The sequence below is a fragment of the Streptomyces sp. TSRI0107 genome, from assembly GCF_001905845.1.
Taxonomy (GTDB): Bacteria; Actinomycetota; Actinomycetes; order Streptomycetales; family Streptomycetaceae; genus Streptomyces.
Genome location: NZ_LIVZ01000004.1, coordinates 566753 through 592101, shown reverse-complemented (window position 1 = coordinate 592101; position 25349 = coordinate 566753). Strand labels below are relative to the sequence as shown.

Sequence of the window (25349 nt, the reverse complement as noted above, 5' to 3'; positions counted from 1 at the left end):
GTTTGGGCAGTGCTTAAAGAGTCCGGAATGTCCCTATGCCGCCACCTGGGCCCGCTGCCATGCCAGGAACTCCCGTATCAGTCCAGGCGGGTTGGCGGCCTCGGTCGCCTCGACCTCCCAGCCCGGACAGTCCATGTCGAACACGACGACGGGCAGCGGCCGGCCGAGGAGCCGCTCGATATGGCCTTCGGCGTGCAGCGTTCGGGCGAGGCCGACACAGGTGTCGTAGAAGTGCGACCGGAGCAGATCGGACTTCACGTCGATCTCGTCATCGGCGAAGCCCCCGCCCCCGTCCCCCTCCTCGAACCACAGTCCGGCCGCCCGCGCCTCCTCCTGGTGGAGCGCCGAGCCCACCGGGTCCTCGGGCACGCTCCCCAGCGTCTCGAAGCCGTCGAGCAGCCAGCAGGCGTAGTTCCAGCGGGCCTCGCCGGGGTCCTCGGGGCGGCGTTCGGCCGCGTACTGGGTCTCGGTGTTGTAGCCGATGGCGACATAGGGGCGGCGTTCGTCGCCGTCGACGCGCCAGATGCGGAAGGAGAGGGCGTAGATCTCCGGCCGCAGTCCGGCCGGGAAGCGTTCGAGCACGCCGGTCGCGGCCCGCGCCAGATGTTCCGCGAACGTGTCCCGCCGGTCCGTCACAACCCGCGCCCCCGATCTGTCAGTGCGGTGAGTCCAAGCATCGCATCGACCACTGACAACCAGGGCGGGCAAGGGAGTTGAGAGGTGAGCGGGGCGGGCCCGGTGTCCGTATTCTCTGATCATGGCCCCTCCCACCGCATATGCCGCGCGCACCACGTACTCGCTCATCGCCACCGACCTCGACGGCACCTTGCTGCGCGGCGACGACACGGTCTCCGACCGGTCGCGCGCCGCGCTCGCACGGGTGACCGCGGCCGGGGCCCGGCATCTGGTGGTGACCGGCCGCCCGGCGCCCCGGGTGCGTCCGCTGCTGGAGGACCTGGGCGGCACGGGGCTGGCGGTGTGCGGGCAGGGGGCGCAGCTCTACGACGCGGGCGCCGACCGGCTGTTGTGGTCGGTGACCCTCGACCGGGAACTGGCGGAGCACGCGCTCGGCAAGATCGAGGCCGAGGTGGGGCAGGTGTACGCGGCGGTCGACCAGGACGGGACCGACGGCCTGACGCTGATCGAGCCCGGCTACCGGATGCCGCACCCCACGCTGCCCGCGGTGCGGGTCGGGCGCCGCGAGGACCTGTGGGGCGAGCCGATCAGCAAGGTGCTGCTGCGCCACCCGACGCTGTCCGACGACGAGTTGGCGGCGGTCGCCCGTTCGGTGATCGGCTCGCTCGCGACCGTCACCATGTCGGGGCCGGGGACGGTCGAGCTGCAGCCGTGCGGCATCACCAAGGCGACCGGGCTGGCGCTGGCGGCCGAGCATCTGGGGCTGGGCGCCAGGGACACCCTCGCCTTCGGCGACATGCCGAACGACATCCCCATGTTCGACTGGGCGGCGCACGGCGTCGCCATGGCCAACGCCCACCCCGAACTGAAGGCGGTGGCCGACGAGGTCACCACGTCGAACGAGGACGACGGCATCGCCGTCGTCCTCGAACGTCTCTTCAGTCCCGCCGTGCGGCCTCAGTCTCAGTACGCGCCGAAGACGTTGTCGATGGAGCCGTAGCGGTCGGCCGCGTAGTTGCAGGCCGCCGTGATGTTCGCGACCGGGTCGTACGGGTCGTAGGCGGTGCCGGGCACGTGGTACGCGGCGAAGGTCGGGTCGATGACCTGGAGCAGGCCCTTGGACGGGGTGCCCTTGGCGGCGTTCGAGTCCCAGTTGTTGATGGCCAGCGGGTTGCCGGAGGACTCGCGCATGATGTTGCGGTAGATGCCGTCGTAGCTGCCCGGGATGCCGTGCTGGGCCATGATCGTCATGGCCTCGCGGATCCAGCCGTCGAGGTTGTTGGGGTACGCCGTCACGGCGGTCGTCGCGGCCGGGGTGGCCGCGGAGGCGGTGGTCGCGCCGATCAGCGGCATGGCGAGCACGGCGGCACCGGTGCCGGCGACGGCGAGGGTGCGGGCGAGACGGGCACGGCGGCCCTTGGCCGGCTGGCTCTTTGCGGGCAGACCGTTTGCAGGCATGGCGAATTTCCTCTCCGGCGCCTGCGAGGTGAGCTGTCGGGTTCGGGCTGGGAGGTGCCCGGCCGTGTGCCACGGCACACGACTTCACCCCAAGCCGTACCGGGGCGATGCCCGGCCCGGCGACTTACCTGGGTCCCCCGCTCCTGCCTTGCGAGTGAGTTAGCGGATCGGTGTGCGGGCGGCGGCAGGATTCGGCGTTCCGCCCGACGGACCGGGAAGTTATGCGAGAGCACATGTCCGGAACAAGTGGCGGAATCACATATCGCGCCTGTTGACCATGATCGGATCGTTTGGGGTACTTGATCCTTTGCGACTGCCAAGGGTCAACTGTCAATGAGGGATGGGTTTTCGGGGGAGGATCGCGAAAGGGGCGCGTAAACGTCCTCGTGAGTCAAGTCACGCGCGAGCACAAGAATGGCAAATCGGGCAATAGGGCTAGTTGTGCTCAAGTCGCCGTCGCCCGGCGGTTCGTGGGATCCGCTTCTCCCAAGTGCGGTGGAACACGACCTCGTCGCCTTCGGTGCAAATCACCTCATCGATGGACATAAAGGTATTCGCATCGCAGCCGATCTCCGAGCGGGTGCGGATCGTCGTGTCCCAGGCCATGTCCGGCCGGTGCAGCCGGATCGACCAGTCCGCGCGGGCGCGGGGGGAGAGCGGATCGTCGTCGCGGACCGTGTACGTCTCCCGCGCCTCCTCGGTGCACTCCAGCCCGTCGGGATACATGCGCGTGCCGCCGTACCGGGGCCCGGCCTCCAGGCGCCACTCGCCCCCGGCCACGTCCCGCACCACCAGCCGCTCGGGGCGGGGCTCGTCCAGCGTGGCGGGAACGCTGACGCCGAGCGGCGCGGCCTGCTCCGGCTCCTCGAAACCGATCGCCTCCGTGGCCTCCCGCGCCCGCACCGGCAGCTCGAGCGTGCTGCCGGCCGGCTCCAGGGTGAAACCGGCCGCCGACTCCGGCTGCGGCCAGACCCACGGCCAGTACACGGAGGAGACGGCGAGCCGGATGCGGTGGCCGGGCGCGAAGGCGTGGCCGATGCCGGCCAGCTCGAACGTCACGTCCTCCGTCGCCCCCGGCTCCCACGGGACCGCGCGGTCCGGGCCCCGGCGTGGCGGCAGGTTCAGCACACCCCGGGTGACCAGAGTCGACGCGCCGTCCGGCGCCACCTCGCACAGCCGGGCGATCACCTGCCCGCGCGGCACCTCGCAGGTCAGCCGCAGCCGCACCCGGGGCCGCCCCAGCACCCAGGTCTCCTCGGGCACCGCGAACTCGAAGCAGGCCGACCGCGCGTCCTCCTCCCGCTGGTCGGGCGGCAGGTCGGCGTCGCCGCCGCGGGGGAGGAACCGGCCGGCGTCGACGCCGGTGTGCAGAGGGGACCGTACGAGTACGGGGGCGCCCTGGAGTGCGTAGGTGATGGGCGTCACGTTCGGTGAGGGCCAGGCGGGCTCGCCGACCCAGCGGCCGGGCAGCGCGGGGTACGTCGTGGCCGGGCGGTGCGAGTCGGTGACGTACGCGCGCAGCAGGGGCTCCGCGAGGACGCCGGTGTCGGCGCCCTTCAGCCAGTGGTCCCACCAGCGCAGGGTCTCCTGCAGGAAGCCGATCGCCGGGCCGGGTGGCAGCCCGCGGTCGGGGTACTGGTGGGACCAGGGGCCGATGAGGCCCCGGACACGATCGGCGGGGAGATGTTCGAGCAGGCGGAGCACGGTGTCGCGGTACGGGTCGTGCCAGCCGCCCACCGCGAGGACGGCGGCCCGGACCGCCCCGTAGTCCTCGCGGACGCCGCCGGCGCGCCGGTACGCGTCCCGGGTCTGGTGGGCCAGCCAGGTGTGCAGAAAGGGTTCGACCTGCTCCAGGCGGCTCAGCCACAGCTCACGCCAGGCCTCGCCGGCGTACCGCGGGTCGGGCGGGCGGGCGGCGAAGGCGAGCACCGTCGCCGACCGGGCGTGCATCTCCGCCGCGAGGACGGAACCTCCCAGGTAGTGCGCGTCGTTGTCATATCGGTCGTCCGTGGCGCAGACCGCGACGACCGCCTTGAGCGGCTCGGGCGCGAGGGCCGCGATCCGGAGGGAGTCGGAGCCACCCCAGGAGATGCCGAACATGCCGACCTTGCCGTCGCACCAGGGCTGGGCCGCCAGCCAGTGCACCACCTCGACGCCGTCGGCCGCCGCCCGCGCCGGGTGCGCGTCGGCGGGCAGCCCCTCGCTGTTCCCGTGTCCGCGGGCGTCGACCCGGACGGAGGCGTAGCCGTGGCCCGCGTACCAGGGGTGGCGCTGGGCGTCGCGCGGCGCGGTCCAGTCGGTCAGCCGGTCCGGCAGGTACTCGAGGAGGGCGGGCACGGGCTCGTCCGTCAGGGGGCGCCACACGCGCGCGTGGAGAGAGGTCCCGTCCGGCAGCGGGATCCGGATGTCGTGGTGGGCCGTCTCGTGGGGGAAGGACGTGCGGATGCGGATGCTCATCGGGGGCCTCGGTGGGGCGGTCGGGGTACCTCCGGAGGGCCGCTGGGGTGCGGTTCCGTAAATATCCCGTCTTATGAGCTGATCAAAAACATACCGGTCGTGATCCGATACCGCCCGTGCTGTAACCGTGGGCGGCATCGGTGATCGAAACGTGACCGGATACGCTGACTTGAGTGAAGGCAGCGACGTATCGACAAACCGCGTAAGCGCCGGTAGACACCAGCAGACAGGAGACCCCTCGTGACCGTCGTCGGGCCGTTCGGGCTGAGCGTGCGGGACCAGGCTCTGGAAGCCGATGTCCAGGCCGGATTGGCGGCTGTCGAGGAAGGGTTGCTCGAGGCCACCAAGAGCGAGGTCCCCTTCATCACGCAGGCCGCGCAGCACCTGGTGCGGGCCGGCGGGAAGCGGTTCCGGCCGCTGCTCGTGATGCTCGCCGCCCAGTTCGGCGACCCCTACGCGCCCGGAGTCGTGCCCTCCGCCGTAGTGGTGGAGCTCACCCACCTGGCGACGCTGTACCACGACGACGTGATGGACGAGGCGGCCGTCCGGCGCGGGGTGGCCAGCGCCAACACCCGCTGGGGCAACTCCGTCGCGGTCCTCACCGGCGACTTCCTCTTCGCCCGCGCCTCGCACATCCTCGCCGACCTCGGACCGGAGGCGGTGCGGGTGCAGGCCGAGGCGTTCGAGCGGCTGGTCACCGGGCAGATCCTGGAGACCGCCGGACCCCAGGACGGCCGCGACCCCGTCGACCACTACCTCGACGTGCTCGGCGGCAAGACCGGCTCGCTGGTCGCGGTGTCCTGCCGCTTCGGCGCGATGATGTCCGGGGCCGACGAGTCGGTCGTGAGCGTCCTCACCCAGTACGGCGAGCGGCTCGGCGTCGCCTTCCAGCTCGCCGACGACGTGCTGGACATCGCCTCCGACTCCCACGAGTCCGGCAAGACCCCCGGCACCGACCTGCGCGAGGGCATCGCCACCCTGCCCGTGCTGCGGCTGCGGGAGCAGGCGGCGCGCCGCGGCCGGGCCGAGGACATCGCCCTGTGCGAGCTGCTGGAGTCCGACCTCAGCGACGACGCGCGGCACGCCGAGGCGCTGGCCGCGCTGCGCGCCCACCCGGCGCTGGAGCAGGCCCGCCGCGACACCGTGCGGTACGCCGAGGAGGCGCGGGCCGCCCTCGCCCCGCTGCCGGACTGCTACGCGAAGCGTGCGCTCGTGGAGCTGTGCGACGCGGTGGTCCACCGGGCCGGCTGACCCCGGCCCGCCCCCGAGAGCCGGACACCGGCGCCCAGTTGAGGCCCCCTCACCCCTACGGGTCGGGGGAGGCATCGGCCCGGGGTGTCATACCGGAGCAGTACGTCGAGTTGAGCCCGCGGTCTGACGAAAACCGTTCTCGCCTTTGGTCAGATGGGAAGCACGAAAACCAACCAGTCCTCACCCAATCGGGTGAGAATGGGCGGGCCGACGACGGAGGTAGGGCACACATGGCACCGTACGAATCCGACGACACCACGGCGACCCGGCGGCGGAAGGCCGCCCGCTACGCCGTTCCGGTCGCGGTGTTGGGCGTGGCGGCCGGAACCATCGGGCTCGTCCCCGCGCTCGCCGACTCCGGCAGCCCCGACCTGCCGAAGATCACCGCCGAGCAGCTCATCCAGAAGATCGCCGAGTCGGACGTACAGCAGCTGTCCGGCACCGTGAAGATCACCACCGACCTGGGGCTGCCCGACCTCGGCGGTCTCGAAGGAGCCCTCGGCTCCGGCGCGACCGCGCCCGGCGGCGAAGGCGACGGCTCCGCCGCCGACCCGTCCGCCAAGCTGACCGAGCTGGCGACCGGCACCCACACCCTGCGCGTCGCGGCCGACGGCCCCGACCGGCAGAAGCTGTCGGTGCTGGAGAACGCCGCCGAGTACAGCCTCATCCACAACGGCGACGACGTCTGGGGCTACGACAGCGCGTCCAACGAGGTCTTCCACGGCACCGCCGGCGAGAGCGGCAAGCACGCCGAGCAGCCCGCCGCCACCCCCAAGGACTTCGCCGAGCAGGCGCTGAAGGCGGTCGACGACACCACCTCCGTCACCGTCGACGGCACCGCCCAGGTCGCCGGACGGGACGCCTACAAGCTGCTCATCGAGCCCAAGCAGTCCGGCTCCACGGTCGGCGCGATCAGCATCGCCGTCGACGCGAAGACCGGCCTGCCGCTGAAGTTCACCCTCACCCCGGCCAGCGGCGGCGCCGCAGTCGTCGACGCGGGCTTCACCCGGATCAGCTACGCCGAGCCCGCCGCCTCCACCTTCGACTTCACCCCGCCCAAGGGCGCGAAGGTCACCGAGGAGAGCGAGGCCGAGCGGCCGGTCTCCCCGCAGGACGAGGAGGACTTCGCCAAGGGGCTCGACAAGGGCCTCGAAGGACTGAAGGTGATCGGCGAGGGCTGGAACTCCGTCGCCGTCCTCGAGACCGGCGGCGAGGGCATCCCCAGCGGCGACGAGGTCGGCGGCGACCTGGGCGGCTTCATCGGCTCCCTCGGCGACCAGGTCGAGGGCGACTTCGGCACGGGCACGGTCTTCAAGACCCGCCTGATCAACGCCCTGATCACGGACGACGGCAAGGTCTACGTCGGCGCCGTCACGCAGGACGCGCTGGTGAAGGCCGCCGACACGCGGAAGTAGACAGACCCCAGGTGAAGCGAGGGAGCCCATGCAGCGACCGCCCGCCACGGAACCGGACGGCGACGGCGAAGGCGTCATCGCCACCCGTGCGCTCACCAAGCGCTACCGCGGCGGGCAGCTCGCCGTCGACGGCCTGGACCTGACCGTCCCGGCGGGCAGCGTCTTCGGCTTCCTCGGCCCCAACGGCTCCGGCAAGACCACCACCATCCGCATGCTGATGGGCCTGATCGAGCCGACCTCCGGCACGGCACGGGTGCTCGGCCGGCCCATGCCGCGCGCCGCCCGCGCCGTACTGCCGCAGGTCGGCGCCCTCATCGAGGGCCCGGCCCTGTACGGCTTCCTCTCCGGCCGCGACAACCTGCTGCGCTACGACGCCGCCGACCCGACCGCCGACCCGCGCACCCGGCGGGCCCGGGTCGCGGCGGCGCTGGACCGCGTCGGGCTCACGGCGGCGGCCGGGAAGAAGGCGAAGGCGTACTCCCTCGGCATGAAGCAGCGCCTCGGCCTCGCGGCGGCGCTGCTCCAGCCGCGCCGGCTGCTGGTCCTCGACGAGCCGACCAACGGCCTCGACCCGCAGGGCATGCGGGAGATCCGCACCCTGGTCCGGGAACTCGCCGACGACGGCACCACCGTCTTCCTCTCCTCCCACCTGCTCGACGAGATCGAACAGGTCTGCACGCACGCCGCGGTCATGGCCCGGGGGCGGCTCATCACCCAGGGCACGGTCGCCGACCTCGCGGCCGGGCTGCGCGGCCGGCTCGTCGTGGTCACCCCGGACCCCGGGGACGCGGCCCGCGTGCTCAAGGAGTCCGGGGTCGGGGACGTCGTCGTGGGGGAGGAACGGGTGAGCGGGGAGGCGCCCGAGGGGGAACTCGCCGACCTCAACGCCGCATTGGTCTCGGCGGGGGTGCGGGTGCGTGGCTTCGGGATCGAACGGGCCTCGCTGGAGGACGCGTTCATGGCACTGACGGGGGAGGGCTTCGATGTCGCGGGCTGAGATCGCGGACGGCGTGCGCGGTGGCCGTACGCCCAGCCCGCTGTGGACCCTCGGTCTCCTCCGCAGCGAGCTGACCACCACCTTCCGGCGCTGGCGCACCCTCGCCCTGCTGGGCGTGCTGGCCGCGGTGCCCGTGCTGGTCGGGATCGCGGTGAAGATCGAGACCAGTGACGGGTCGTCGGTCCACGGCGGGGGCGGCGAGGGCCCGGCGTTCATCACCCAGATCACCAACAACGGCCTGTTCCTGGTGTTCACCGCGCTCGCCGCGACCCTGCCGTTCTTCCTGCCGATGGCGGTGGGCGTGGTGGCGGGCGACGCCGTCGCCGGCGAGGCGAACGCGGGCACCCTGCGCTACCTGCTGGTCGCCCCGGCCGGCCGCACCCGGCTGCTGCTCACCAAGTACGCGACCACCATGGCGTTCTGCCTGGCGGCCACCCTCGTGGTCGCCGTGTCGGCACTGGCGGTCGGGGCGCTGCTCTTCCCGGTCGGCGACCTCACCACCATCTCCGGCACCCGGATCGGCTTCGCCGAGGGACTGGGCCGGGCCCTGCTGATCGCACTGGTCGTCGCCGCGTCACTGATCGGCGTCGCCGCGCTCGGCCTGTTCGTCTCCACGCTGACCAACAGCGGCATCGCGGCCATGGCGACGACCGTCGGCCTGCTCATCACGGTGCAGATCCTCGACCAGATCCCCCAGCTGGACGCCCTGCACCCGTACTTCTTCTCCCATTACTGGCTGTCCTTCGCCGACCTGATGCGCGAGCCGGTCTACTGGGACGAGGTGACGAAGAACCTCGGCCTGCAGGCCCTGTACGCGGTCGTGTTCGGGTCGGCGGCATGGGCGCGCTTCACGACGAAGGACATCACCGCCTGACGCCGCCGCCCGCAGTGGCCCGGGCGAGGCTCGCGGCTCACTCGCCGGACGGGAACCGGGCGAGCGGGGCCTCCTGCGCGAAGAAGGTCTTGGCGCGCGTCATCGCCTCGGTGTCGTTCAGTACGTCGCCGGGCCTGCTGCCGTTGCCGAGGAGCACCCCGCCGAAGCGCATCCCCATGTACGCGGCCGTGTTGTTGAGCGTGCCCACCAGCGGCTCCGCGACCACGGCCTCGGTCGCGAGGGCGGTCACGCCCCACAGGGTGCGCCCGGCCATCCCCGCCCGGAAGTCGGTGCCGGGGGTGCGCAGCCAGGCCGACCAGTGGTCCAGGTAGCGCTTGGTCTGGGCGGACACCGAGTACCAGTACAGCGGCGAGGCGATCACGAGGTCCGTCGCGGCGAGGGTGGCCTCGCGCAGTGCCGCGGCGCCGTCGTGCTCGGCGCGGACGCGGGCGCGGTCGCCTTCGCCGTCGTGCCGGAGGTCCTGGAAGTCGGGCAGCGGGTGCTCGGCCAGGCTGATCCAGCGCTGCTCGACGTCCTCGGGCAGCTGCTCGGCGGCCCGGCGGGCCAGCAGCTCGGTGTTGCCGTCGCGGCGGGCGCTGCCGAGCACGAAGAGAAAGCGGCGGGCCATGGTTTCCCCCTTGGAAGCGAACCGGTGCCGGGCAGCATCATATGCACATGCATCTAAATGCCGTCCAGGGTGCGATCGGGGGGCGGGTCTTGGGACGATGCTGTGACGCCGCGGTGACCGCGGCGCCGTGCGGGAACGGCGAAACTCGACGGTAGGGTCCGCCCGACACGCGGACGCGTTTCGATCGAGGGAACCGATGTCTCGACTCAGCCGGGAGCAGCAGCCGGAACAGCAGCGCCCCAGCGCACCCCTTGCCACGCCGATCGACGTCCGGGTCCTCGCCGACGCCGAACCCGGCACCGACCGCGTCACGGTCGGCGGGACACCGCTCACCCCCGCACCCGGCGAGGAGCCGCAGCAGGCCGTCCTCAACCACCTCCACCGCATCGCCCTCGCCACCGGCCACCCCGTCCTCGCCACCATCCACGACGAACGCATCGGCTACGTCGTCCCCCTCCAGGTCTCCCCAGACGGCTCCAGCACCTTCACGGGTCGCCCGGCGGCCGCGGCTCCGGCGAGTGCTGCGCAGACTGGGGGCGCTCTGGCCAGCGCCGTTCCGGCGAGTGCCGGGCAGGCTGGTGCAGCGCCGGTTGGTGTTGCTCCGGCGAGTGCCGCGCTGTCTGCTGCTGCCCCGGCCCACGCTGCCCCGGCTGGTGTCGCTCCAGCGAGTGCCGCTCCGTCCGGCGCCACCTCGGCCGCCGCCGCTCCAGCGAGCGCCACTCCCTCCAATGCCGCCCCGGCTGACGTCACCCCGCCCCCCGCAACTCCGCCCGCCGCGACCCCATCCGGCACCGCCCCGGACGGTGCCACCAAGGTGCTGCGCCTCCCCGCGCAGCTCGAACAGCAGGCGCAGGCCGCCTGCGGACCCCCGTCGAACGTCACCCCGGGCTCCGCGCCCACCTTTCGGATGCGCGCGGTGCCGGAGCAGGCCGTAACCCCGTCGCACGCTCCCGGCACGGTCGCGCCCCCCACGGGCGTGTTCGGCCCACCCCCGGTCATGGACTCGAAGCCGCTCCCGCTCCCGCTCCCGCTCCCGCACTCGGGCCCGGGTGCCCCTCCCCGCGCGGACGACCGCCCCACGCCGCCTGCCGCCTCGGCCGGGGCTTCCGCCGCACTCCTGACCCCGGATGCCCGTCCCCGCCCCGACGACATCCCGGCCGGGGCTCCCGCCACACCCCTGACCCCGGATGCCCGCCCCCGCCCCGACGACATCCCGGCCGGTGCCCCCGCCGCACCCCTGACCCCCGACACCCCGCCCCGCGCCACGCCGCCCGCCCCCTCCACCGGCGCCGCCCCCCTCTCGGCCCAAGCCCCGGCTCCGAGCCCTGCCCCGTCCCCCCGTCCCCGTCTCCTCCCCGATCCCGGACCCTCCTCCTCGAACCTCGACCCCAAGCCCACCCCACCCCGGGGGTTCGACGCCGTCGCCGAAGCCGTGCTCGGTGATGACAACGCGCTGGAGCAGAGCGTCGCGCCGACGCCCCTCACCGCGCCGTTGGCCCGGATCAGTGAGGCTGTGAAGGAGGGGCGGATCGACGCCGCGGCCGGGCTCGCCGAGGAGGCGTTGCGGGACGGGGCGGCGATGCTCGGTCAGGATCACCCGGAGGTTCTGCGGCTGGGTGAACTGGCCGCGTACGTGGCCTACTTGGCCGGTGAGCCGGTTCGTGCCTTCCGGCGTTCCGTCGAGCTGGTGCACGCCCGGCGTCGTACGGGTGACGCCGAGGGGGCCTACGGCAACGTCCAGAGCGCGGCGACCGCCTGGCGTGCCGTACGCGATCCGCTGCTCGGCCTCGATCTGGGGCGGGAGCTGATCGCGCTGTGGGCAGAACTCGTCGCCGAGCCCGGCCCGGCCGCCGAGGACGCCGAGGAGCTGGAGTCGGCGCACGCCCGCATGAACCGCCTGGCCGACAGGGCGGCTCGCCGTAGCGGCGACTGAGGGTCAACCGGGCCCAGTGCCCAGGGCCTGGGGGGCGTCTCGCCGATCATGCCGGGCTCGCGGCGCCTGGCACCGCGCCTCGCCGTGTTGTCGTCGGTCCCCGATTCCCCCAAGCTCTCGGCTCCGCTCGAGCAGGGGGGACCCCCATCGCATCGGCTCCCTCCTCCGCCTTGCACGGCACCAGACGCCGCTCCCTGATCCGGCCTGATCGACGAGACACCCCCTAGTGCACGCAGAACTCGTTGCCCTCCGGGTCCGTCATCACCACCCACTGCCCGGACGGCTCCTTCACCTCTCTCAGCACACTCGCGCCCAGCCCCCGCAGACGTTCCACTTCGTCCGCGCGACGGTCCTCACTCGGGTGGAGGTCCAGGTGGAGCCGGTTCTTGCCGGTCTTCGCCTCGGGGACGCGCTGGAAGAGCAGGCGCCGGCCGAGACCGGTGCCCGTGTTCTCGTCGTACGGGTCGTCCGGGTGCCGTACGGCGATGAGGTCCCGGAAGGCGGGGCGGTCGTGGAAGTCCACGGTCGCCTCGGCGGGGAGCGCGCCGAGGTCCAGCAGCCGCCGGATCAGCGCGCTGTTGTCCTCGACCCGGTAACCGAGGGCGGCGGCCCAGAAGTCGGCCTGGGCGTGCGGGTTCCGGGCGTCGATGACGAGCTTCCAGTGCACGGGGGTCACAGGGGCGGGCGCGGACGCCTGGTTCTCTGTCATGCCATCAGTTATAGGACGAGGCACTGACAACGGCCCGTCGCCGCAGGTCATACCGGTGCGACGGCCGGGCCCGCCGGCTCAGACGTCGGCGTCCTCCACCTCGTCCTCCGCCTCGTCGTCCTCCTCCTGCTCCTCCGCGTCCGCCGACTTCCTCGGGTCGTGCTGCTCGACGGTCGCGACGATCTTCACGGCGTCGTCCCGCAGCGTCGCCCACTCCTCCGCGTCGCCCAGCAGCGGCGGGAACGTCCGCTGGGCGCCCAGACGTTCCAGGTTCGTCAGCGATTCGATGGCCCCGGTGAGCTGTTTGGCCAGCAGCTTCCGCTGGTCTTCGATCATTTGTGCGGTGGACGGCCTGCGAACCGGGCTCGACACGGGCTGCGCCGAACCGGTCTGCTGGGCGGGCAGCACGGCCGACGGCGCCGGCGACGAGGGGACCGTGACCGCGCCCACGGCGCCCGACTGCCGCAGCGTCAGCTGGATCTTCTCCTCCGCCCGGGGCGTGTCCGACGCGTACACCACGTCCCACGTGGTCAGCGCCCGCTCGGACCGCCCGTCGCGGGCGACGCGGTCGGGTGCGTCGAGGTCGACGGCGACGTGCTGGTACGGCGGGGTGGCGCCGGCGCCGAGGCGGGGGCGGGCGCTGGTGTTGCCCGGCATGGTCCCGGACCGGAAGCGCTGGGCGGCGTGGGCGAGGAGCCACAGGCCGGCCGCGTTGTCCCGCCCGGCGAGTCCGCCGATGACGACGGAAACGTCGGCCCGGAACGGCACCTTGCCCACCTGCCGCACCGCCGCCACCGCCGATCCGACGTTCCGGGTGAGCAGCTTGTCGGCGATCAGGGCGATGCCGCCGGCGACGGCGAGGGTGCAGCGGGCGTGGACGTCACCCTTGAGGGCGGGTTCCACCAGGCTGGTGAAGTCGTCGGTCGGCACCGGGTTCCAGCCGTCGGCCAGCACGTCCGCGCAGAGCACGCCGCCGTTGCTCCAGGCGTTGCGGGCCTGGGCGAGCGCGGAGCCCTTCTCGGAGCGCCAGGGCAGGTCGATGACGGGGCCGAGGAGCCCGGCGTAGCCCTTGGTCGACATGCGGCGGTCGTTCTTGATGTCCTTGGCGCGGGTCTTCAGTTCCTCGTGCAGCGGGGGCCGGGTGAGGGCGTGCACCAGGTAGACCGCCCGCCACAGGGCGGTGCGGGGGATCCGCGGGTCGTCGAAGACGTCGGGGACGGCGGTCTCGGGGAGCCGTCCGGTGGCCAGCGCGTGCACGTCCTGGAGGAGTTTCTCCATGCCCCATTCGGCGGACCGGGTCTGGGCGACGAGCTTGAGCGCGCGGGTCGCGACCTCCACGTTCTGGGCGGCGTCGTCCCACGGTTTGAATTCGACGTGCACGGAGGCGAGGATCGAGCGCAGCGCGTCGTCGAAGACGTCCTCCACGCGCAGCGCGCTCAGCTCGTGGCCCTCGATGCCGACGGCGATGTGCGCGGGAACCAGGTAGGTCTGGGCGATGCGGACGGTGCGGTCGGTCACCGCGCCGCCGGCGCCGGCGGCGTCGATCGCGGTGGTGAACTCCTCGTGCAGGTGTCTGCGGTACTCCTCGCGGCCGAGCGCGAGGCGCTGGGTGAGCGGCTTGCGGGGCTCGTTCGCGGGCTGCCGGCGCTCGGTGAGCAGGGCGTCCGCGGCCTGCGCGGCGATCTCCTCGTTGGTGAGGCCGGCGCCGCCCAGCACCTTCCACGCGCTGGCCAGCCGGGTGATGCCGTCGCGGGCGACCAGCGCCGTCACCGGTTCGCCGCCGTCCTCGAACTCGAAGACGACGGGGTGGACGATCAGCGCCCTGGTCACCCGGCGGGCCAGGATCGACTCGGCGTAGGAGTTGCGGTGCAGGGTGACGGAGAGGGTCTGCTTGATGTGCTCCCACAGGTGGTCGCGGTCCTCGTAGCGGTAGCGCAGCAGGGCGAGCGGGCGGTCGCCGTCGGCCTCGCCGATCACCTTCGGGTCGTCCACGTCCAGCTTCTCCTGGCTGGTGCGCGGCTGGATGCCGGGGAACAGCTCGCTCAGCCACACCCGGGAGTGCACGGACCGCAGGGTGGCGCCGTCGACGTGCTCCTCCAGCAGCAGACCGGAACCGTCGCTGGCGGGCGGGCGCAGCTGGTGGGCGACGAGGGCCGGTGCGGTGCTGGCGCGGGCCACGGCGTGCCAGGCGTCCTCGGTGAGTCCGGCGAGCGGGTTGGCGGTGCCCGCGCGGACGAGTTTCGCGCGGTCGTCGACGGCGGAGGCGCCGGGCAGGGTGCGCGGGAAGTCGGAGACGACGACCGTCTCCTTGCCCCACTCCACTGTGATCGGGCGGCTGACGGGCTTCGACATGGACCCTCCGTGGTGAGTGGTTGGTGTGGAAGACTGGACGTGCGGTTCTGGCCCCGGGGACTCGGGGTCCAGGTCCGGCCCGGCTGGACCCCGGCCGTGTGCTGGGGTCCAGCCCCTTTTCCGCGCGGTGCGCCGTCAGAGCGCGCGCGGGCCGTCCGCGCCGGGCAGTACGGCGCCGAACCAGTCCCACATGAAGCGCCGGTTCTCCTGTTTGGCCACGTTCTGATGAGCGGCGTAGGCCACGATGTCGGCCGCCTGGAGCAGGTGGTTCTCGCGGGCGGGCAGGAACAGCGGGTCGCCGATGATGCGGCGGCCGTCGTCGGGCAGGTTCCGGTGGGCGCGGCGCAGGGAGTCCTCGGTGCCGTCGCCGTCCACGATGAGCACGCCGTGGTGGCCGGTGGCCGCCAGTTCCGCCTGGATCTGCCGGAGCAGGGCGGCGTACAGCCCGGGCCGGTCGTGCGCGTAGTCGTCGGTCTCCCGGTAGACGGCCCGGACCCGGACGCCGGTGAGGCGGGCGACGGTGTGCAGGCCGCGCAGGATCACCTCGCGGCTGTGCCGGCGGTGCTGTTCGCGGTCGCTGCTGCGGGCGCGGTGGACGTACCGGCCGCGGACGCCGGCCAGTTCATGGGAGTGGAGGGGCGCGGTGGCCGGTATCAGCAGCCGGGCGTCGGCGGCGAGTTCGGCGCGGAAGCCGAGCCAGGTCGCCTGGGCGTCGGCGGTGTGCGCGAGGTCGATGCCGAGGGCGGCGAAGGACACGAGCCGTCTGCCGTCGCCGGAATCGTCGACGTAGTAGAGCCGCAGCGGTGCCGCTGCCGGCGTGATGGTCATGGGGCGACCAACTCCGCGCGGAGACACCTCGGGCCGCGTCCGGCGCCATCGCCGGGCCCTTCCTGTCGGCGGCTGCGCGCCGGAGCAGGGCGCGGGGTCTCCTTCACCGCGCGCCACGCCCCGTCCAGCCAACCGCAGCGGTCACCGCTCGACGGACGATCAGGCTTCGTGGGAAGCGCCACCCCCGCCAGCGGAAGCCGGTGCCGGGCCGCGCGCCCGGCGATGGCCTCCGGGACTGTTCCCGGCCCCATACGACGATGTGTCTGCACAGTGCGTTCATCGCAACGATAGCGCCCCGTGAGGTCTCCGTTGCGTCAATTGGCGGCAGTGCGACGGTAGTTCGGTATGCGCGGAGTGAGGGGCGGGCGCGGCACTCTACTGCTTGGCGTCGACCCGGAGCGGGGGGACGGGGTCGGCGGTGCCGGCGTTCAGGGCGTCGCCGGTCGTGAGCCCCGTGCCGGGCGGGGTTTCGGCCGCCGCGGTCGCCGCCCTGAGCGCGCGGGCCGACCGGCGTGCGGTGCGCAGCGCGTCCCAGGTGAGCAGCGACAGCGCCAGCCACACCAGCGTGAAGCCGGCCCAGCGCTCGGGCGGCATCGCCTCGGCGAAGTAGACGACGCCGATCAGGAACTGGAAGACCGGGGCCAGGTACTGGAGCAGGCCGATCGTGGACAGGGGGACGCGGATCGCGGCGGCGCCGAAGCAGATAAGCGGGAGCGCGGTGACGACGCCGGTCGTGACGAGCAGCGCCGTGTGCCCCGGCCCCTCGGTCGTGAACGTCGAGTCGCCCTGCGCGGTCAGCCACAGCAGGTAGCCGAGGGCGGGCAGGAACTGCATGGCCGTCTCGGCGGCCAGCGACTCCAGGCCGCCGAGGTTGACCTTCTTCTTGACCAGGCCGTAGGTGGCGAAGGAGAAGGCGAGGCAGAGGGAGATCCACGGCGGACGGCCGTAGCCGACGGTCAGCACGACGACGGCCGCGAGGCCGACGCCGACGGCCGCCCACTGCACGGGCCGCAGCCGTTCCTTGAGCAGCAGGACACCCATGGCGATGGTGACCAGCGGGTTGATGAAGTAGCCGAGGGAGGCCTCGACGACCCGGTCGTTGTTCACGGCCCAGATGTAGACGCCCCAGTTGACGGCGATGACCGCGGCGGCGACCGCGATGAGCGCGAGCCGGCGCGGCTGCTTCACCAGCTCGCCGATCCACTTCCACCGTCGCAGGACGAGCAGCACCGCGGCGACGACGGCGAGGGACCACACCATCCGGTGGGCGAGGACCTCGAACGGCCCGGCGGGCTTGAGGAGCGGGAAGAAGAGGGGGAACAGCCCCCACATCCCATATGCCGCGAAGCCGTTCAGCAGGCCTATGCGCTGCTCGGCCCTGGTCTTCTCGGCCACGGCGCCTCCCTCTTCCTCTTCGTGCTCAGGCCTCGACTGCACGAAGGTAACGCCGAAAGGGCCCCGCTGTCATGCCCGTATCGCCATACGGTCATGACAGCGGGGATGCCGGGAGTGCCGGTCAGCCCTTGAGTGCGGCCTCGACCGCCTCGGCGAGCGAGGTGGTCGGGCGGCCGGACAGGCGGGAGAGGTCGCCGGTGGTGATCTCCAGCTCGCCCTTCTCGATGGAGGCGTCCACGCCGGCCATCAGCGCGGGCAGCGGCTCGGGCAGCCCGGCGCCGGCGAGGATCGCGGCGTACTGCTCGGTGGAGACGGCGTTGTACGCGATCTCCCGGCCGGTCTGCCGGCTCAGCTCGGCGGCGTACTCGGCGAAGCCGAACGACTGGTCGCCGCCGAGTTCGTACGTGGTGTTCTCGTGCCCCTCGCCGGTCAGCACGGCGACCGCGGCGGCCGCGTAGTCGGCGCGGGACGCGGCCGAGATCCGGCCGTCACCCGCCGCCTGGACGACGGCGCCGTGCGCCAGGACGGGGGCCAGGTTCTCGGTGTAGTTCTCGAAGTACCAGCCGTTGCGCAGCAGGCTGTAGGGCACGCCGGAGGCCAGCAGGACCTCCTCGGTGGCGCGGTGGTCGTCGGCGAGCCCGGCGGTCAGACTGCCGGGGGCGCTGGTGTAGGCGAGCAGGGCGACGCCGGCGGCCTTGGCGGCGTCGATGACGACGCGGTGCTGGCCGACGCGGCCCTTGTCGAACTCGTTGCCGGAGATCAGCAGCACCTTGTCGCCGGCGGACAGGAGTCCGTCGAACGTCTCGGGGGCGTTGTAGTCCGCGACGGCCAGCCGTACGCCGCGTGCCGCGAGGTCGGCGGCCTTCGCCTCGTCCCGTACGACCGCGGTGATCCGCTCGGCGGGGACCTTCTCCAGCAGCTGCCCGACGACGTGGCGGCCGAGCTTTCCGGTTGCTCCGGTGACGACGATGCTCATGATGTGCGATCTCCTAGTGGGGGTGCGCATGGCACTAACCTAGGAGGTGCGCTAACCATGCGAAAGTACCTACTTTGAAGTAAGGTACTGGCATGAAGGTAAGTGGTGGGATCGACTGGAAGCTCGACGCGGACACGATGTGCCCCCAGCGGCTGGTGCTGGAGCACGTCACCAGTCGCTGGGGCGTCCTCGTTCTGATGCGCCTGCTGGAGCGTCCGTACCGGTTCAGCGAATTGCGCCGGGCCATCGGCCGGGTCAGCGAGAAGATGCTCACCCAGACCCTGCAGACCCTGGAACGCGACGGTTTCGTGCACCGCGACGCCAAGCCGGTGATCCCGCCCCGCGTCGACTACTCGCTCACCGAACTCGGCCGCGAGGCCGCCGAGCAGGTGCGGGCGCTGGCGCTGTGGACCGAGCGGCGGATGGCCGAGGTGGAGGACGCCCGACGGGCATACGACGAGGCCCGGGCGTAGCACCCGGGCCCCTGTGGTCGACGGTCGTCAGCCGACGACCGTCCACGTGTCGCCGCCCGCCAGCAGCGCGGCCAGGTCGCCCTTGCCCTTCTGGTCGATGGCCGCGTCGAGCTGGTCGGACATCTGGGTGTCGTAGACCGGCCGCTCCACCGAGCGGAAGACGCCGATCGGGGTGTTGTGCAGGGTGTCCGGGTCGGCCAGCCGGGACAGCGCGAACGCGGTGGTCGGGGAGGCCGCGTGGGCGTCGTGGACCAGGATGTCGGCCTCGTTCTCCGGGGTCACGGCGACGACCCTGAGATCTCCGGTGGCCGCGTCCCTGACGACGCCCTTGGACAGCTCGCCGCCGAATCGGATCGGCTGCCCGTGCTCCAGCCGGATCACCGCATCCTCGGCCGACTGCTTGTCCTTCAGGGCGTCGAAGGCGCCGTCGTTGAAGATGTTGCAGTTCTGGTAGATCTCGATCAGGGCCGTGCCCGGGTGGGCGGCGGCCTGGCGCAGCACCTCGGTGAGGTGCTTGCGGTCCGAGTCGACCGTACGGGCGACGAACGAGGCCTCCGCGCCGAGTGCCAGCGACACCGGGTTGAACGGCGCGTCCAGGGATCCCATCGGGGTCGACTTGGTGATCTTGCCGACCTCGGAGGTGGGGGAGTACTGCCCCTTCGTCAGGCCGTAGATCCGGTTGTTGAACAGCAGGATCTTGAGGTTGACGTTGCGGCGCAGCGCGTGGATCAGATGGTTGCCGCCGATGGACAGGGCGTCGCCGTCGCCGGTGACCACCCAGACGGACAGGTCGCGCCGGGAGGAGGCCAGGCCGGTGGCGATGGCCGGGGCGCGGCCATGGATGGAGTGCATCCCGTAGGTGTTCATGTAGTACGGGAAGCGGGAGGAGCAGCCGATGCCGGAGACGAAGACGATGTTCTCGCGCGCCAGGCCGAGCTCCGGCATGAAGCCCTGCACGGCGGCGAGGATCGCGTAGTCACCGCACCCGGGGCACCAGCGCACTTCCTGATCGGACTTGAAGTCCTTCATGGACTGCTTGGCCTCGGCCTTGGGGACCAGCTTCAGTGCCTCAGTCATCGATGGCCTCCTTCAGGGCCTTGGCCAGCTGTTCGGCCTTGAACGGCATGCCGTTGACCTGGTTGTAGGAGCGGGCGTCGACCAGGTACTTCGCCCGGATCAGGGTGGCGAGCTGGCCGAGGTTCATCTCCGGCACGACGACCTTGTCGTACGCCTTGAGGACGCTGCCGAGGTTGCTCGGGAACGGGTTGAGGTGGCGCAGATGGGCCTGCGCGATCTGCGTCCCGGCCGCGCGCAGCCGGCGGACGGCCGCGGTGATCGGCCCGTAGGTGGAACCCCAGCCCAGGACCAGGGTCCGCGCGCCGTGCGGGTCGTCGACCTCCAGGTCGGGGACCTCGATGCCGTCCACCTTGGCCTGCCGGGTGCGGACCATGAAGTCGTGGTTGGCGGGGTCGTACGAGATGTTGCCCGTGCCGTCCTGCTTCTCGATGCCGCCGATCCGGTGCTCCAGCCCCGGGGTGCCGGGGACCGCCCACGGGCGGGCGAGGGTCTGCGGGTCGCGCTTGTACGGCCAGAAGACCTCGGTGCCGTCCCCGAGGGTGTGGTTCGGCCCCTGGGCGAACTGCACCTGGAGGTCCGGCAGCTCGTCCAGCTCGGGGATCCGCCACGGCTCGGAGCCGTTGGCCAGGTAGCCGTCGGAGAGCAGGAAGACCGGCGTCCGGTACGTCAGCGCGATCCGGGCCGCCTCCAGCGCGGCGTCGAAGCAGTCGGCCGGGGTGCGCGGCGCGATCACGGGGACCGGCGCCTCGCCGTTGCGGCCGAACATCGCCTGGAGCAGATCCGCCTGCTCGGTCTTGGTCGGCAGACCGGTCGACGGTCCGCCGCGCTGGATGTCCACCACCAGCAGCGGCAGCTCCAGCGACACGGCGAGCCCGATCGTCTCGGACTTCAGGGCCACCCCGGGGCCACTCGTCGTGGTCACCGCCAGCGACCCGCCGAAGGCCGCCCCCAGCGCGGCGCCGATGCCGGCGATCTCGTCCTCCGCCTGGAAGGTGCGCACGCCGAAGTTCTTGTGCTTGCTCAGCTCGTGCAGGATGTCGCTGGCCGGGGTGATCGGGTACGACCCCAGGAACAGCGGCAGGTCCGCCTGCCGGGAGGCGGTGACCAGGCCGTACGACAGGGCCAGGTTCCCGGAGATGTTGCGGTAGGTGCCCACCGGGAAGGCCTTCGCCGCGGGCGCCACCTCGTAGGAGACCGCGAAGTCCTCGGTCGTCTCGCCGAAGTTCCAGCCCGCGCGGAACGCGGCGATGTTGGCCTGCGCGATGTCCGGCTTCTTGGCGAACTTGCTCCGCAGGAACTTCTCGGTGCCCTCGGTCGGCCGGTGGTACATCCACGACAGCAGGCCGAGCGCGAACATGTTCTTGCTGCGCTCTGCCTCCTTTCGGGTGAGGTCGAACTCCTTCAGGGCCTCCACGGTCAGCGTGGTGAGCGGCACCGGGTGCAGGTTGTACCCGTCCAGGGAGCCGTCCTCCAGCGGGTTGGTGGCGTAGCCGACCTTCTGCATCGCCCGCTTGGTGAACTCGTCCGTGTTGACGATGATCTCCGCACCGCGCGGCAGGTCGCCCACGTTGGCCTTCAGGGCCGCCGGGTTCATCGCGACCAGCACGTTCGGCGCGTCGCCCGGCGTCAGGATGTCGTGGTCGGCGAAGTGCAGCTGGAACGAGGAGACGCCGGGGAGCGTGCCGGCGGGGGCCCTGATCTCGGCCGGGAAGTTCGGCAACGTCGACAGGTCGTTGCCGAACGACGCGGTCTCCGAGGTGAAGCGGTCTCCGGTGAGCTGCATGCCGTCACCCGAGTCCCCCGCGAATCTGATGATCACTCGGTCGAGCCGGCGGACGTCTTTGGTCCCCGCCGGATGGCGCTGCTCTCCCACGACGGCTCCGTCGGCGTGCTCCGCTGGGCTACTGACCTGGCTCGTCACTGAACTGGACCTCCTTCGAGGCGGCTGTCGGGGAGCGGCCTTCCCCAGGCGTTCCCAGGACCAACCCTACGACCGGGAACGCCGCACGCCCTCGGAGATTCGCATGAAGAACATCCCCGCGTGCTTCCCCCCGGCACCGCCCCGCCCTGCCTGACACCTGACCGTCACCGCCCCCCACCAGGCGCTTTGCCGATCCGCTCTCCGATGTAGACGCTTCCCACGCGGCATCGGGTTCACGTGTCGCGATGACCACCCAATGACTGACAGGGTGTCAGACGGGTGAGGGTCGAGGAATCCGGGCTCCCTGGAATTCAGCAGTTCAAGAGTCAAGGAGTTCAGGAGTTCAGGAGTTCAGAAGCCGAGAGGTTCAGGAGTCAAGCGGTTCAGGAGTTCAGGTACGTCAGTACCGCGAGCACCCGGCGGTGGTCGCCGTCGCTCGGTGACAGCCCCAGCTTCAGGAAGATGTTGCTGACGTGCTTCTCGACGGCCCCGTCGCTGACCACCAGCTGCCGTGCGATCGCGGAGTTGGTGCGCCCCTCCGCCATCAGCCCCAGGACCTCGCGCTCCCTCGGGGTGAGCCCCGCCAGCACGTCCTGCTTACGGCTGCGGCCGAGCAGCTGGGCGACGACCTCCGGGTCCAGGGCGGTACCGCCCCGCGCCACCCGCACCACCGCGTCCACGAACTCCCGCACCTCGGCGACCCGGTCCTTCAGCAGGTACCCGACCCCGCGGCTCGACCCGGCCAGCAGCTCGGTGGCGTACCGCTCCTCCACGTACTGCGACAGCACGAGCACGCCCAGTCCCGGATGCGCCTTCCGCAGCTGCACCGCCGCACGCACACCCTCGTCGGTGTGCGTCGGCGGCATCCGGACATCGGTGACGACCACGTCGGGCAGCGCCCCGTCGGCGTCCAGCTCGGTGATCGTCTTGATCAGCGCCTGAGCATCGGCCACCCCGGCGACCACGTCGTGCCCACGGTCCGTGAGCAACCGGGTCATCCCCTCCCTGAGCAGCACCGAATCCTCGGCGATGACCACCCGCACCCTGTCTTCCACGCCCTTGGTCCCCCAGCCGACCCGCAGTGATCCCTTACGGGTCCAGCATTCCAGCAATCCGGGCGGAATGCGGGTGGGGCGAGGAGTTTCCGGCCCGGCGGGCGGTGAGGATACGGATGTGAAGATCGCTCAGTCCCGCCAGGGCAGTTCCGCCGTGACCCGGGTGGGCCCGCCGGCCGGCGAGTCCACGACCAGGATTCCGTCCACCGCGTCGAGGCGTTCCGCGAGGCCCGCCAGACCGGAGCCCGCGGACACGTCGGCGCCGCCCACGCCGTCGTCCACGACCTGGAGCATCAGCCGGTTCTCCGACCGCCACACGTCCACGCTCGCCGACCGCGCCCGGCTGTGCTTGCTGACGTTCTGCAGCAGCTCGGAGACGGTGAAGTACGCGATGCCCTCGATCGCCGGGGCCGGCCGCGCCGCCAGGTCGACCTCCACCCGTACCGGCACCGTGGACCGCGAGGCGACCGCGGAGAGCGCCGCGTCGAGCCCGCGGTCGGTGAGGACCGCCGGGTGGATGCCGCGTGCCAGGTCGCGCAGCTCCCGCAGTGCCGTCTTCACCTCGCCGTGCGCCTCGTCCACCATGCGGGCCGCCGCCTGCGGATCATGCGCCAGCTTCTCCTTCGCCAGCCCCAGATCCATGGCCAGCGCCACCAGCCGGGCCTGCGCCCCGTCGTGCAGATCGCGTTCGATGCGCCGCAGATCGGCCGCGGCCGTGTCGACGACGGCTCCCCGGTCGGACTCCAGCTCCTCCACCCGCGACGCGAGGCGCGACGGCCCGAGCAGCCCGTGCACCAGCAGCCGGTCCACGGTCGTCAGGGCCCGCACGATCCACGGCGTGGCCAGCGTGAACAGCAGGCCCACCAGCGCGGTCACGGTGATCTCGAACGGGTTGTCCAGATAGACCCGGTGGGTCTCGTCGCCGTACAGCTGGAGCCCGTCCTGCCCGCCGTACATCGGGAAGACCCAGAACCACAGCGGATACGTCAGCATCGCCCAGCCGTACGCCCAGAACGCCACCGCGACGGAGAAGGAGAACACCGCCCACGGGAAGTGCAGCACCGCGTACAGCAGGTGCCGCCACGACGTGCCGCTCTTGAGGACCGCCCCCATCCACGCCATCAGACCGCTCTTGCGCACCCGCACCGGCTCCGGATCGGCCACCCTCATCCCGAGCAGCGCCCGCGCCCGGGTCCGCTCCAGCGCCCCCAGCCCCCGGCACCCGGCGAGACCCGCCGCCAGCACCGGAACGCCGAGGAAGGTCACCAGCAGCCCGGCGCCGAGGGAGAGCATCGTGACGGCGTACGTGAAGAGCAGCACGCCGATCGGCAGGCCGAGCAGCACATACGCGAACTCCCGCCAGCTGCGTGCCGCGAACGGCGCCCGCAGCGCGGCGGGCAGCCGCGGCTCGCGGTGACCGTACTCCCGTCCGTACCCGTACCTCTGCCCGTACTCCGTGGCCATCGGCGTCGTCCTGTCCTTCTCGTCTCGGATCGCCCTGCTGGTGTCGTGTCTCCACCCTGCTGTGCGGCGGGCGGCGGAGCCATGGAGGCCGTCGGCGTCTTGGAAGGGGGGTTTTCCCTACCTGTCCAACCTGTCCACGGGCCTGTCGGGCCCGCCATGGGCCTGTCCGCCGGGCCGGTCCCGCCACGGCAGCTCGGCGGTGACCAGCGTCGGCCCGCCCTCCGGCGAGTCGACGACGAACAGTCCGTCCACGGCGCCCAGCCGCTCGGCGAGCCCCCGCATACCGGTCCCGGCGTCCAGACGCGCGCCGCCGCGGCCGTTGTCCTGGACCTGGATCAGCAGCCGTGCCTCCGACCGCCACACCTCGACGGACGCGGAAGTCGCCCCGCTGTGCTTGCTGACGTTCTGCAGCAGCTCGGAGACGGTGAAGTAGGCGATGCCCTCGATCGCCTCGGCGGGCCGCTCCGAAAGGTCGACGTTCACCTTGACCGGGACGGTGCAGCGGGACGCGACCGCGGAGAGCGCCGCGTCGAGCCCGCGGTCGGTGAGGACGGCCGGGTGGATGCCGCGTGCCAGGTCGCGCAGCTCCTGGAGCGCCAGCTTCACCTCGCCGTGCGCCTCCTCGACCATCGCCGCCGCTGTGTCCGGGTCCTCCAGCAGCTTCTCCTTCGCCAGGCCCAGCCCCATCGCCAGCGCCACCAGCCGGGCCTGCGCCCCGTCGTGCAGATCGCGTTCGATGCGCCGCAGATCGGCCGCGGCCGTGTCGACGACGACCCCGCGATCGGACTCCAGTTCGGCGATGCGCCGCTCCAGTTCGTCCGACGGCGACAGCAGCCCGCGCACCATCGCGCGGTCCGCGTTGGCGAGCCCCCGCGCTATGAACGGCAGCACCGGCCACAGCACGAACAGCGAGGTCAGCGCGATGGTGAAGGTCAGGACACCCCACGGCAGCCGGATGAAGTCGTACAGGACGGTGCGCCAGCCGACCGGGTCCTTCAGCATCATCCACAACTGGGAGAAGGCGCCCCCGCTCCCCTTGGCGCCCCGGTTGCGCAGCGGCAGCGGGCTGGGCTCGTCGATCCGCACGCCCAGCAGCGCCCGGGCCCGTGCCCGCTCCAGCTTGCCGAGCTGCCGCGCGCCCATCAGCCCGCCGGCGAGCAGCGGGAACCCGATCACGGTGACGGTCAGGACGGAGGTGGTGAGCAGCACCGTGGCGACGTAGACGAAGCCCAGCAGGGACATCGGCAGATTCGCCAGGAGATGCGCGATCTCCTTCCAGGTGTGAACGTCGTAGGCGAGACGGGCCGGTGGCGGACGGTGGTCGTCGTCGCCTTGCGAGGCCGTCACCGGGCTCGAGGGCGGGAAGCGTTCGGTCATACGGGTCAGCCTGCCGGGCGGCACGCGCTCGCGCCATGAGGTGCGCCGCCGAGGCCGGGCTGGGGAAAACCCC

The 25349-nt window shown here is 72.0% G+C and carries 21 protein-coding genes and 1 riboswitch; of the genes, 7 read left to right on the top strand and 14 right to left on the bottom strand.

Going from position 1 to position 25349, the window contains the following annotated elements; genetic code table 11:
* Positions 1 to 33: 33 nt before the first annotated feature.
* A complete protein-coding gene (locus AMK31_RS13130; protein ID WP_107468594.1) occupies positions 34 to 636 on the bottom strand; it encodes a hypothetical protein in 603 nt (200 codons plus the stop codon).
* Between the two features lie 121 nt (positions 637 to 757).
* Between AMK31_RS13130 and AMK31_RS13125 the strand changes: the two genes are divergently transcribed.
* Positions 758 to 1636, top strand: a complete 879-nt coding sequence (locus tag AMK31_RS13125) for a Cof-type HAD-IIB family hydrolase (RefSeq protein ID WP_073940618.1) — start codon at positions 758 to 760, stop codon at positions 1634 to 1636.
* Here the strand turns inward: AMK31_RS13125 and AMK31_RS13120 are convergent.
* Together AMK31_RS13120 and AMK31_RS13115 are read right to left on the bottom strand one after the other, a co-directional pair.
* Complete coding sequence (locus AMK31_RS13120) at positions 1600 to 2094, bottom strand: transglycosylase SLT domain-containing protein (protein WP_079186819.1); 495 nt, start codon at positions 2092 to 2094, stop codon at positions 1600 to 1602. The genes AMK31_RS13125 and AMK31_RS13120 overlap by 37 nt on opposite strands.
* A gap of 3 nt (positions 2095 to 2097) precedes the next feature.
* A riboswitch (cyclic di-AMP (ydaO/yuaA leader) is annotated at positions 2098 to 2269 on the bottom strand.
* Between the two features lie 260 nt (positions 2270 to 2529).
* A complete protein-coding gene (locus AMK31_RS13115) occupies positions 2530 to 4551 on the bottom strand; it encodes a CocE/NonD family hydrolase (protein WP_241842630.1) in 2022 nt (673 codons plus the stop codon).
* Between the two features lie 240 nt (positions 4552 to 4791).
* Here AMK31_RS13115 and AMK31_RS13110 point away from each other — a divergent pair, with 240 nt between their 5' ends.
* The 4 genes from AMK31_RS13110 to AMK31_RS13095 all read left to right on the top strand — a co-directional run bounded on the left by AMK31_RS13110 (position 4792) and on the right by AMK31_RS13095 (position 9088).
* Positions 4792 to 5802, top strand: a complete 1011-nt coding sequence (locus tag AMK31_RS13110) for a polyprenyl synthetase family protein (protein ID WP_073940617.1) — start codon at positions 4792 to 4794, stop codon at positions 5800 to 5802.
* Positions 5803 to 6032: 230 nt separating this feature from the next.
* On the top strand, positions 6033 to 7217 hold the full coding sequence (locus AMK31_RS13105) for a LolA family protein (RefSeq protein ID WP_073940616.1): 1185 nt from the start codon (positions 6033 to 6035) through the stop codon (positions 7215 to 7217).
* A gap of 28 nt (positions 7218 to 7245) precedes the next feature.
* Complete coding sequence (locus tag AMK31_RS13100) at positions 7246 to 8214, top strand: ABC transporter ATP-binding protein (protein WP_073940615.1); 969 nt, start codon at positions 7246 to 7248, stop codon at positions 8212 to 8214.
* Entirely contained in the window at positions 8201 to 9088 is an 888-nt protein-coding gene (locus AMK31_RS13095) for an ABC transporter permease (protein WP_073940614.1), read from the top strand. Before AMK31_RS13100 ends, AMK31_RS13095 begins: the two co-directional genes overlap by 14 nt.
* A gap of 37 nt (positions 9089 to 9125) precedes the next feature.
* Here AMK31_RS13095 and AMK31_RS13090 read toward each other — a convergent pair whose 3' ends face one another.
* Positions 9126 to 9716: a flavodoxin family protein gene (locus tag AMK31_RS13090; protein WP_073940613.1), complete on the bottom strand. Its 591-nt coding sequence runs from the start codon at positions 9714 to 9716 to the stop codon at positions 9126 to 9128.
* A gap of 196 nt (positions 9717 to 9912) precedes the next feature.
* On the opposite strand from AMK31_RS13090, the gene AMK31_RS39800 reads away from it, so the two are divergent.
* On the top strand, positions 9913 to 11649 hold the full coding sequence (locus AMK31_RS39800) for a hypothetical protein (protein ID WP_073940612.1): 1737 nt from the start codon (positions 9913 to 9915) through the stop codon (positions 11647 to 11649).
* Positions 11650 to 11872: 223 nt separating this feature from the next.
* Here AMK31_RS39800 and AMK31_RS13080 read toward each other — a convergent pair whose 3' ends face one another.
* The 5 genes from AMK31_RS13080 to AMK31_RS13060 form a co-directional block, all read right to left on the bottom strand.
* Positions 11873 to 12358, bottom strand: coding sequence for a VOC family protein (locus AMK31_RS13080; RefSeq protein ID WP_073940611.1), 486 nt, complete (start codon positions 12356 to 12358; stop codon positions 11873 to 11875).
* A 78-nt stretch (positions 12359 to 12436) separates the two neighbouring features.
* On the bottom strand, positions 12437 to 14710 hold the full coding sequence (locus AMK31_RS13075; protein ID WP_073940610.1) for a hypothetical protein: 2274 nt from the start codon (positions 14708 to 14710) through the stop codon (positions 12437 to 12439).
* Between the two features lie 135 nt (positions 14711 to 14845).
* The gene (locus AMK31_RS13070) at positions 14846 to 15538 is read right to left on the bottom strand and encodes a DUF3800 domain-containing protein (RefSeq protein ID WP_073940609.1); all 693 of its coding nucleotides are present in this window, start codon (positions 15536 to 15538) and stop codon (positions 14846 to 14848) included.
* 375 nt (positions 15539 to 15913) lie between these two features.
* Positions 15914 to 16933 carry an EamA family transporter RarD gene (rarD, locus tag AMK31_RS13065; protein ID WP_073940608.1) on the bottom strand — a complete coding sequence of 340 codons (1020 nt, stop codon included), beginning with the start codon at positions 16931 to 16933 and terminating at the stop codon, positions 15914 to 15916.
* A 121-nt stretch (positions 16934 to 17054) separates the two neighbouring features.
* Positions 17055 to 17909, bottom strand: a complete 855-nt coding sequence (locus AMK31_RS13060) for an SDR family oxidoreductase (RefSeq protein WP_073940607.1) — start codon at positions 17907 to 17909, stop codon at positions 17055 to 17057.
* Positions 17910 to 18001: 92 nt separating this feature from the next.
* Here AMK31_RS13060 and AMK31_RS13055 point away from each other — a divergent pair, with 92 nt between their 5' ends.
* Positions 18002 to 18382 carry a winged helix-turn-helix transcriptional regulator gene (locus tag AMK31_RS13055; protein WP_073940606.1) on the top strand — a complete coding sequence of 127 codons (381 nt, stop codon included), beginning with the start codon at positions 18002 to 18004 and terminating at the stop codon, positions 18380 to 18382.
* A 27-nt stretch (positions 18383 to 18409) separates the two neighbouring features.
* Here AMK31_RS13055 and AMK31_RS13050 read toward each other — a convergent pair whose 3' ends face one another.
* From AMK31_RS13050 to AMK31_RS13030, 5 genes are all read right to left on the bottom strand, one after another.
* Positions 18410 to 19459: a 2-oxoacid:ferredoxin oxidoreductase subunit beta gene (locus AMK31_RS13050; protein WP_073940605.1), complete on the bottom strand. Its 1050-nt coding sequence runs from the start codon at positions 19457 to 19459 to the stop codon at positions 18410 to 18412.
* Entirely contained in the window at positions 19452 to 21380 is a 1929-nt protein-coding gene (locus tag AMK31_RS13045; protein ID WP_073940604.1) for a 2-oxoacid:acceptor oxidoreductase subunit alpha, read from the bottom strand. Before AMK31_RS13045 ends, AMK31_RS13050 begins: the two co-directional genes overlap by 8 nt.
* Positions 21381 to 21763: 383 nt before the next feature.
* Positions 21764 to 22435, bottom strand: coding sequence for a response regulator transcription factor (locus AMK31_RS13040; RefSeq protein WP_073940603.1), 672 nt, complete (start codon positions 22433 to 22435; stop codon positions 21764 to 21766).
* 129 nt (positions 22436 to 22564) lie between these two features.
* Complete coding sequence (locus AMK31_RS13035; protein ID WP_073940602.1) at positions 22565 to 23899, bottom strand: sensor histidine kinase; 1335 nt, start codon at positions 23897 to 23899, stop codon at positions 22565 to 22567.
* Positions 23900 to 24016: 117 nt separating this feature from the next.
* Positions 24017 to 25276, bottom strand: coding sequence for a sensor histidine kinase (locus tag AMK31_RS13030; RefSeq protein ID WP_073940601.1), 1260 nt, complete (start codon positions 25274 to 25276; stop codon positions 24017 to 24019).
* Positions 25277 to 25349 lie beyond the last annotated feature (73 nt).

Coding starts and splice junctions, on each gene's coding strand:
- AMK31_RS13125 (WP_073940618.1), top strand. CDS start 758: ATGGCCCCTCCCACCGCATATGCCGCGCGCACCACGTACTCGCTCATC.
- AMK31_RS13120 (WP_079186819.1), bottom strand. CDS start 2,094: ATGCCTGCAAACGGTCTGCCCGCAAAGAGCCAGCCGGCCAAGGGCCGC.
- AMK31_RS13115 (WP_241842630.1), bottom strand. CDS start 4,551: ATGAGCATCCGCATCCGCACGTCCTTCCCCCACGAGACGGCCCACCAC.
- AMK31_RS13105 (WP_073940616.1), top strand. CDS start 6,033: ATGGCACCGTACGAATCCGACGACACCACGGCGACCCGGCGGCGGAAG.
- AMK31_RS13100 (WP_073940615.1), top strand. CDS start 7,246: ATGCAGCGACCGCCCGCCACGGAACCGGACGGCGACGGCGAAGGCGTC.
- AMK31_RS13095 (WP_073940614.1), top strand. CDS start 8,201: ATGTCGCGGGCTGAGATCGCGGACGGCGTGCGCGGTGGCCGTACGCCC.
- AMK31_RS13090 (WP_073940613.1), bottom strand. CDS start 9,716: ATGGCCCGCCGCTTTCTCTTCGTGCTCGGCAGCGCCCGCCGCGACGGC.
- AMK31_RS39800 (WP_073940612.1), top strand. CDS start 9,913: ATGTCTCGACTCAGCCGGGAGCAGCAGCCGGAACAGCAGCGCCCCAGC.
- AMK31_RS13080 (WP_073940611.1), bottom strand. CDS start 12,358: ATGACAGAGAACCAGGCGTCCGCGCCCGCCCCTGTGACCCCCGTGCAC.
- AMK31_RS13075 (WP_073940610.1), bottom strand. CDS start 14,710: ATGTCGAAGCCCGTCAGCCGCCCGATCACAGTGGAGTGGGGCAAGGAG.
- AMK31_RS13070 (WP_073940609.1), bottom strand. CDS start 15,538: ATGACCATCACGCCGGCAGCGGCACCGCTGCGGCTCTACTACGTCGAC.
- AMK31_RS13060 (WP_073940607.1), bottom strand. CDS start 17,909: ATGAGCATCGTCGTCACCGGAGCAACCGGAAAGCTCGGCCGCCACGTC.
- AMK31_RS13055 (WP_073940606.1), top strand. CDS start 18,002: ATGAAGGTAAGTGGTGGGATCGACTGGAAGCTCGACGCGGACACGATG.
- AMK31_RS13050 (WP_073940605.1), bottom strand. CDS start 19,459: ATGACTGAGGCACTGAAGCTGGTCCCCAAGGCCGAGGCCAAGCAGTCC.
- AMK31_RS13035 (WP_073940602.1), bottom strand. CDS start 23,899: ATGGCCACGGAGTACGGGCAGAGGTACGGGTACGGACGGGAGTACGGT.
- AMK31_RS13030 (WP_073940601.1), bottom strand. CDS start 25,276: ATGACCGAACGCTTCCCGCCCTCGAGCCCGGTGACGGCCTCGCAAGGC.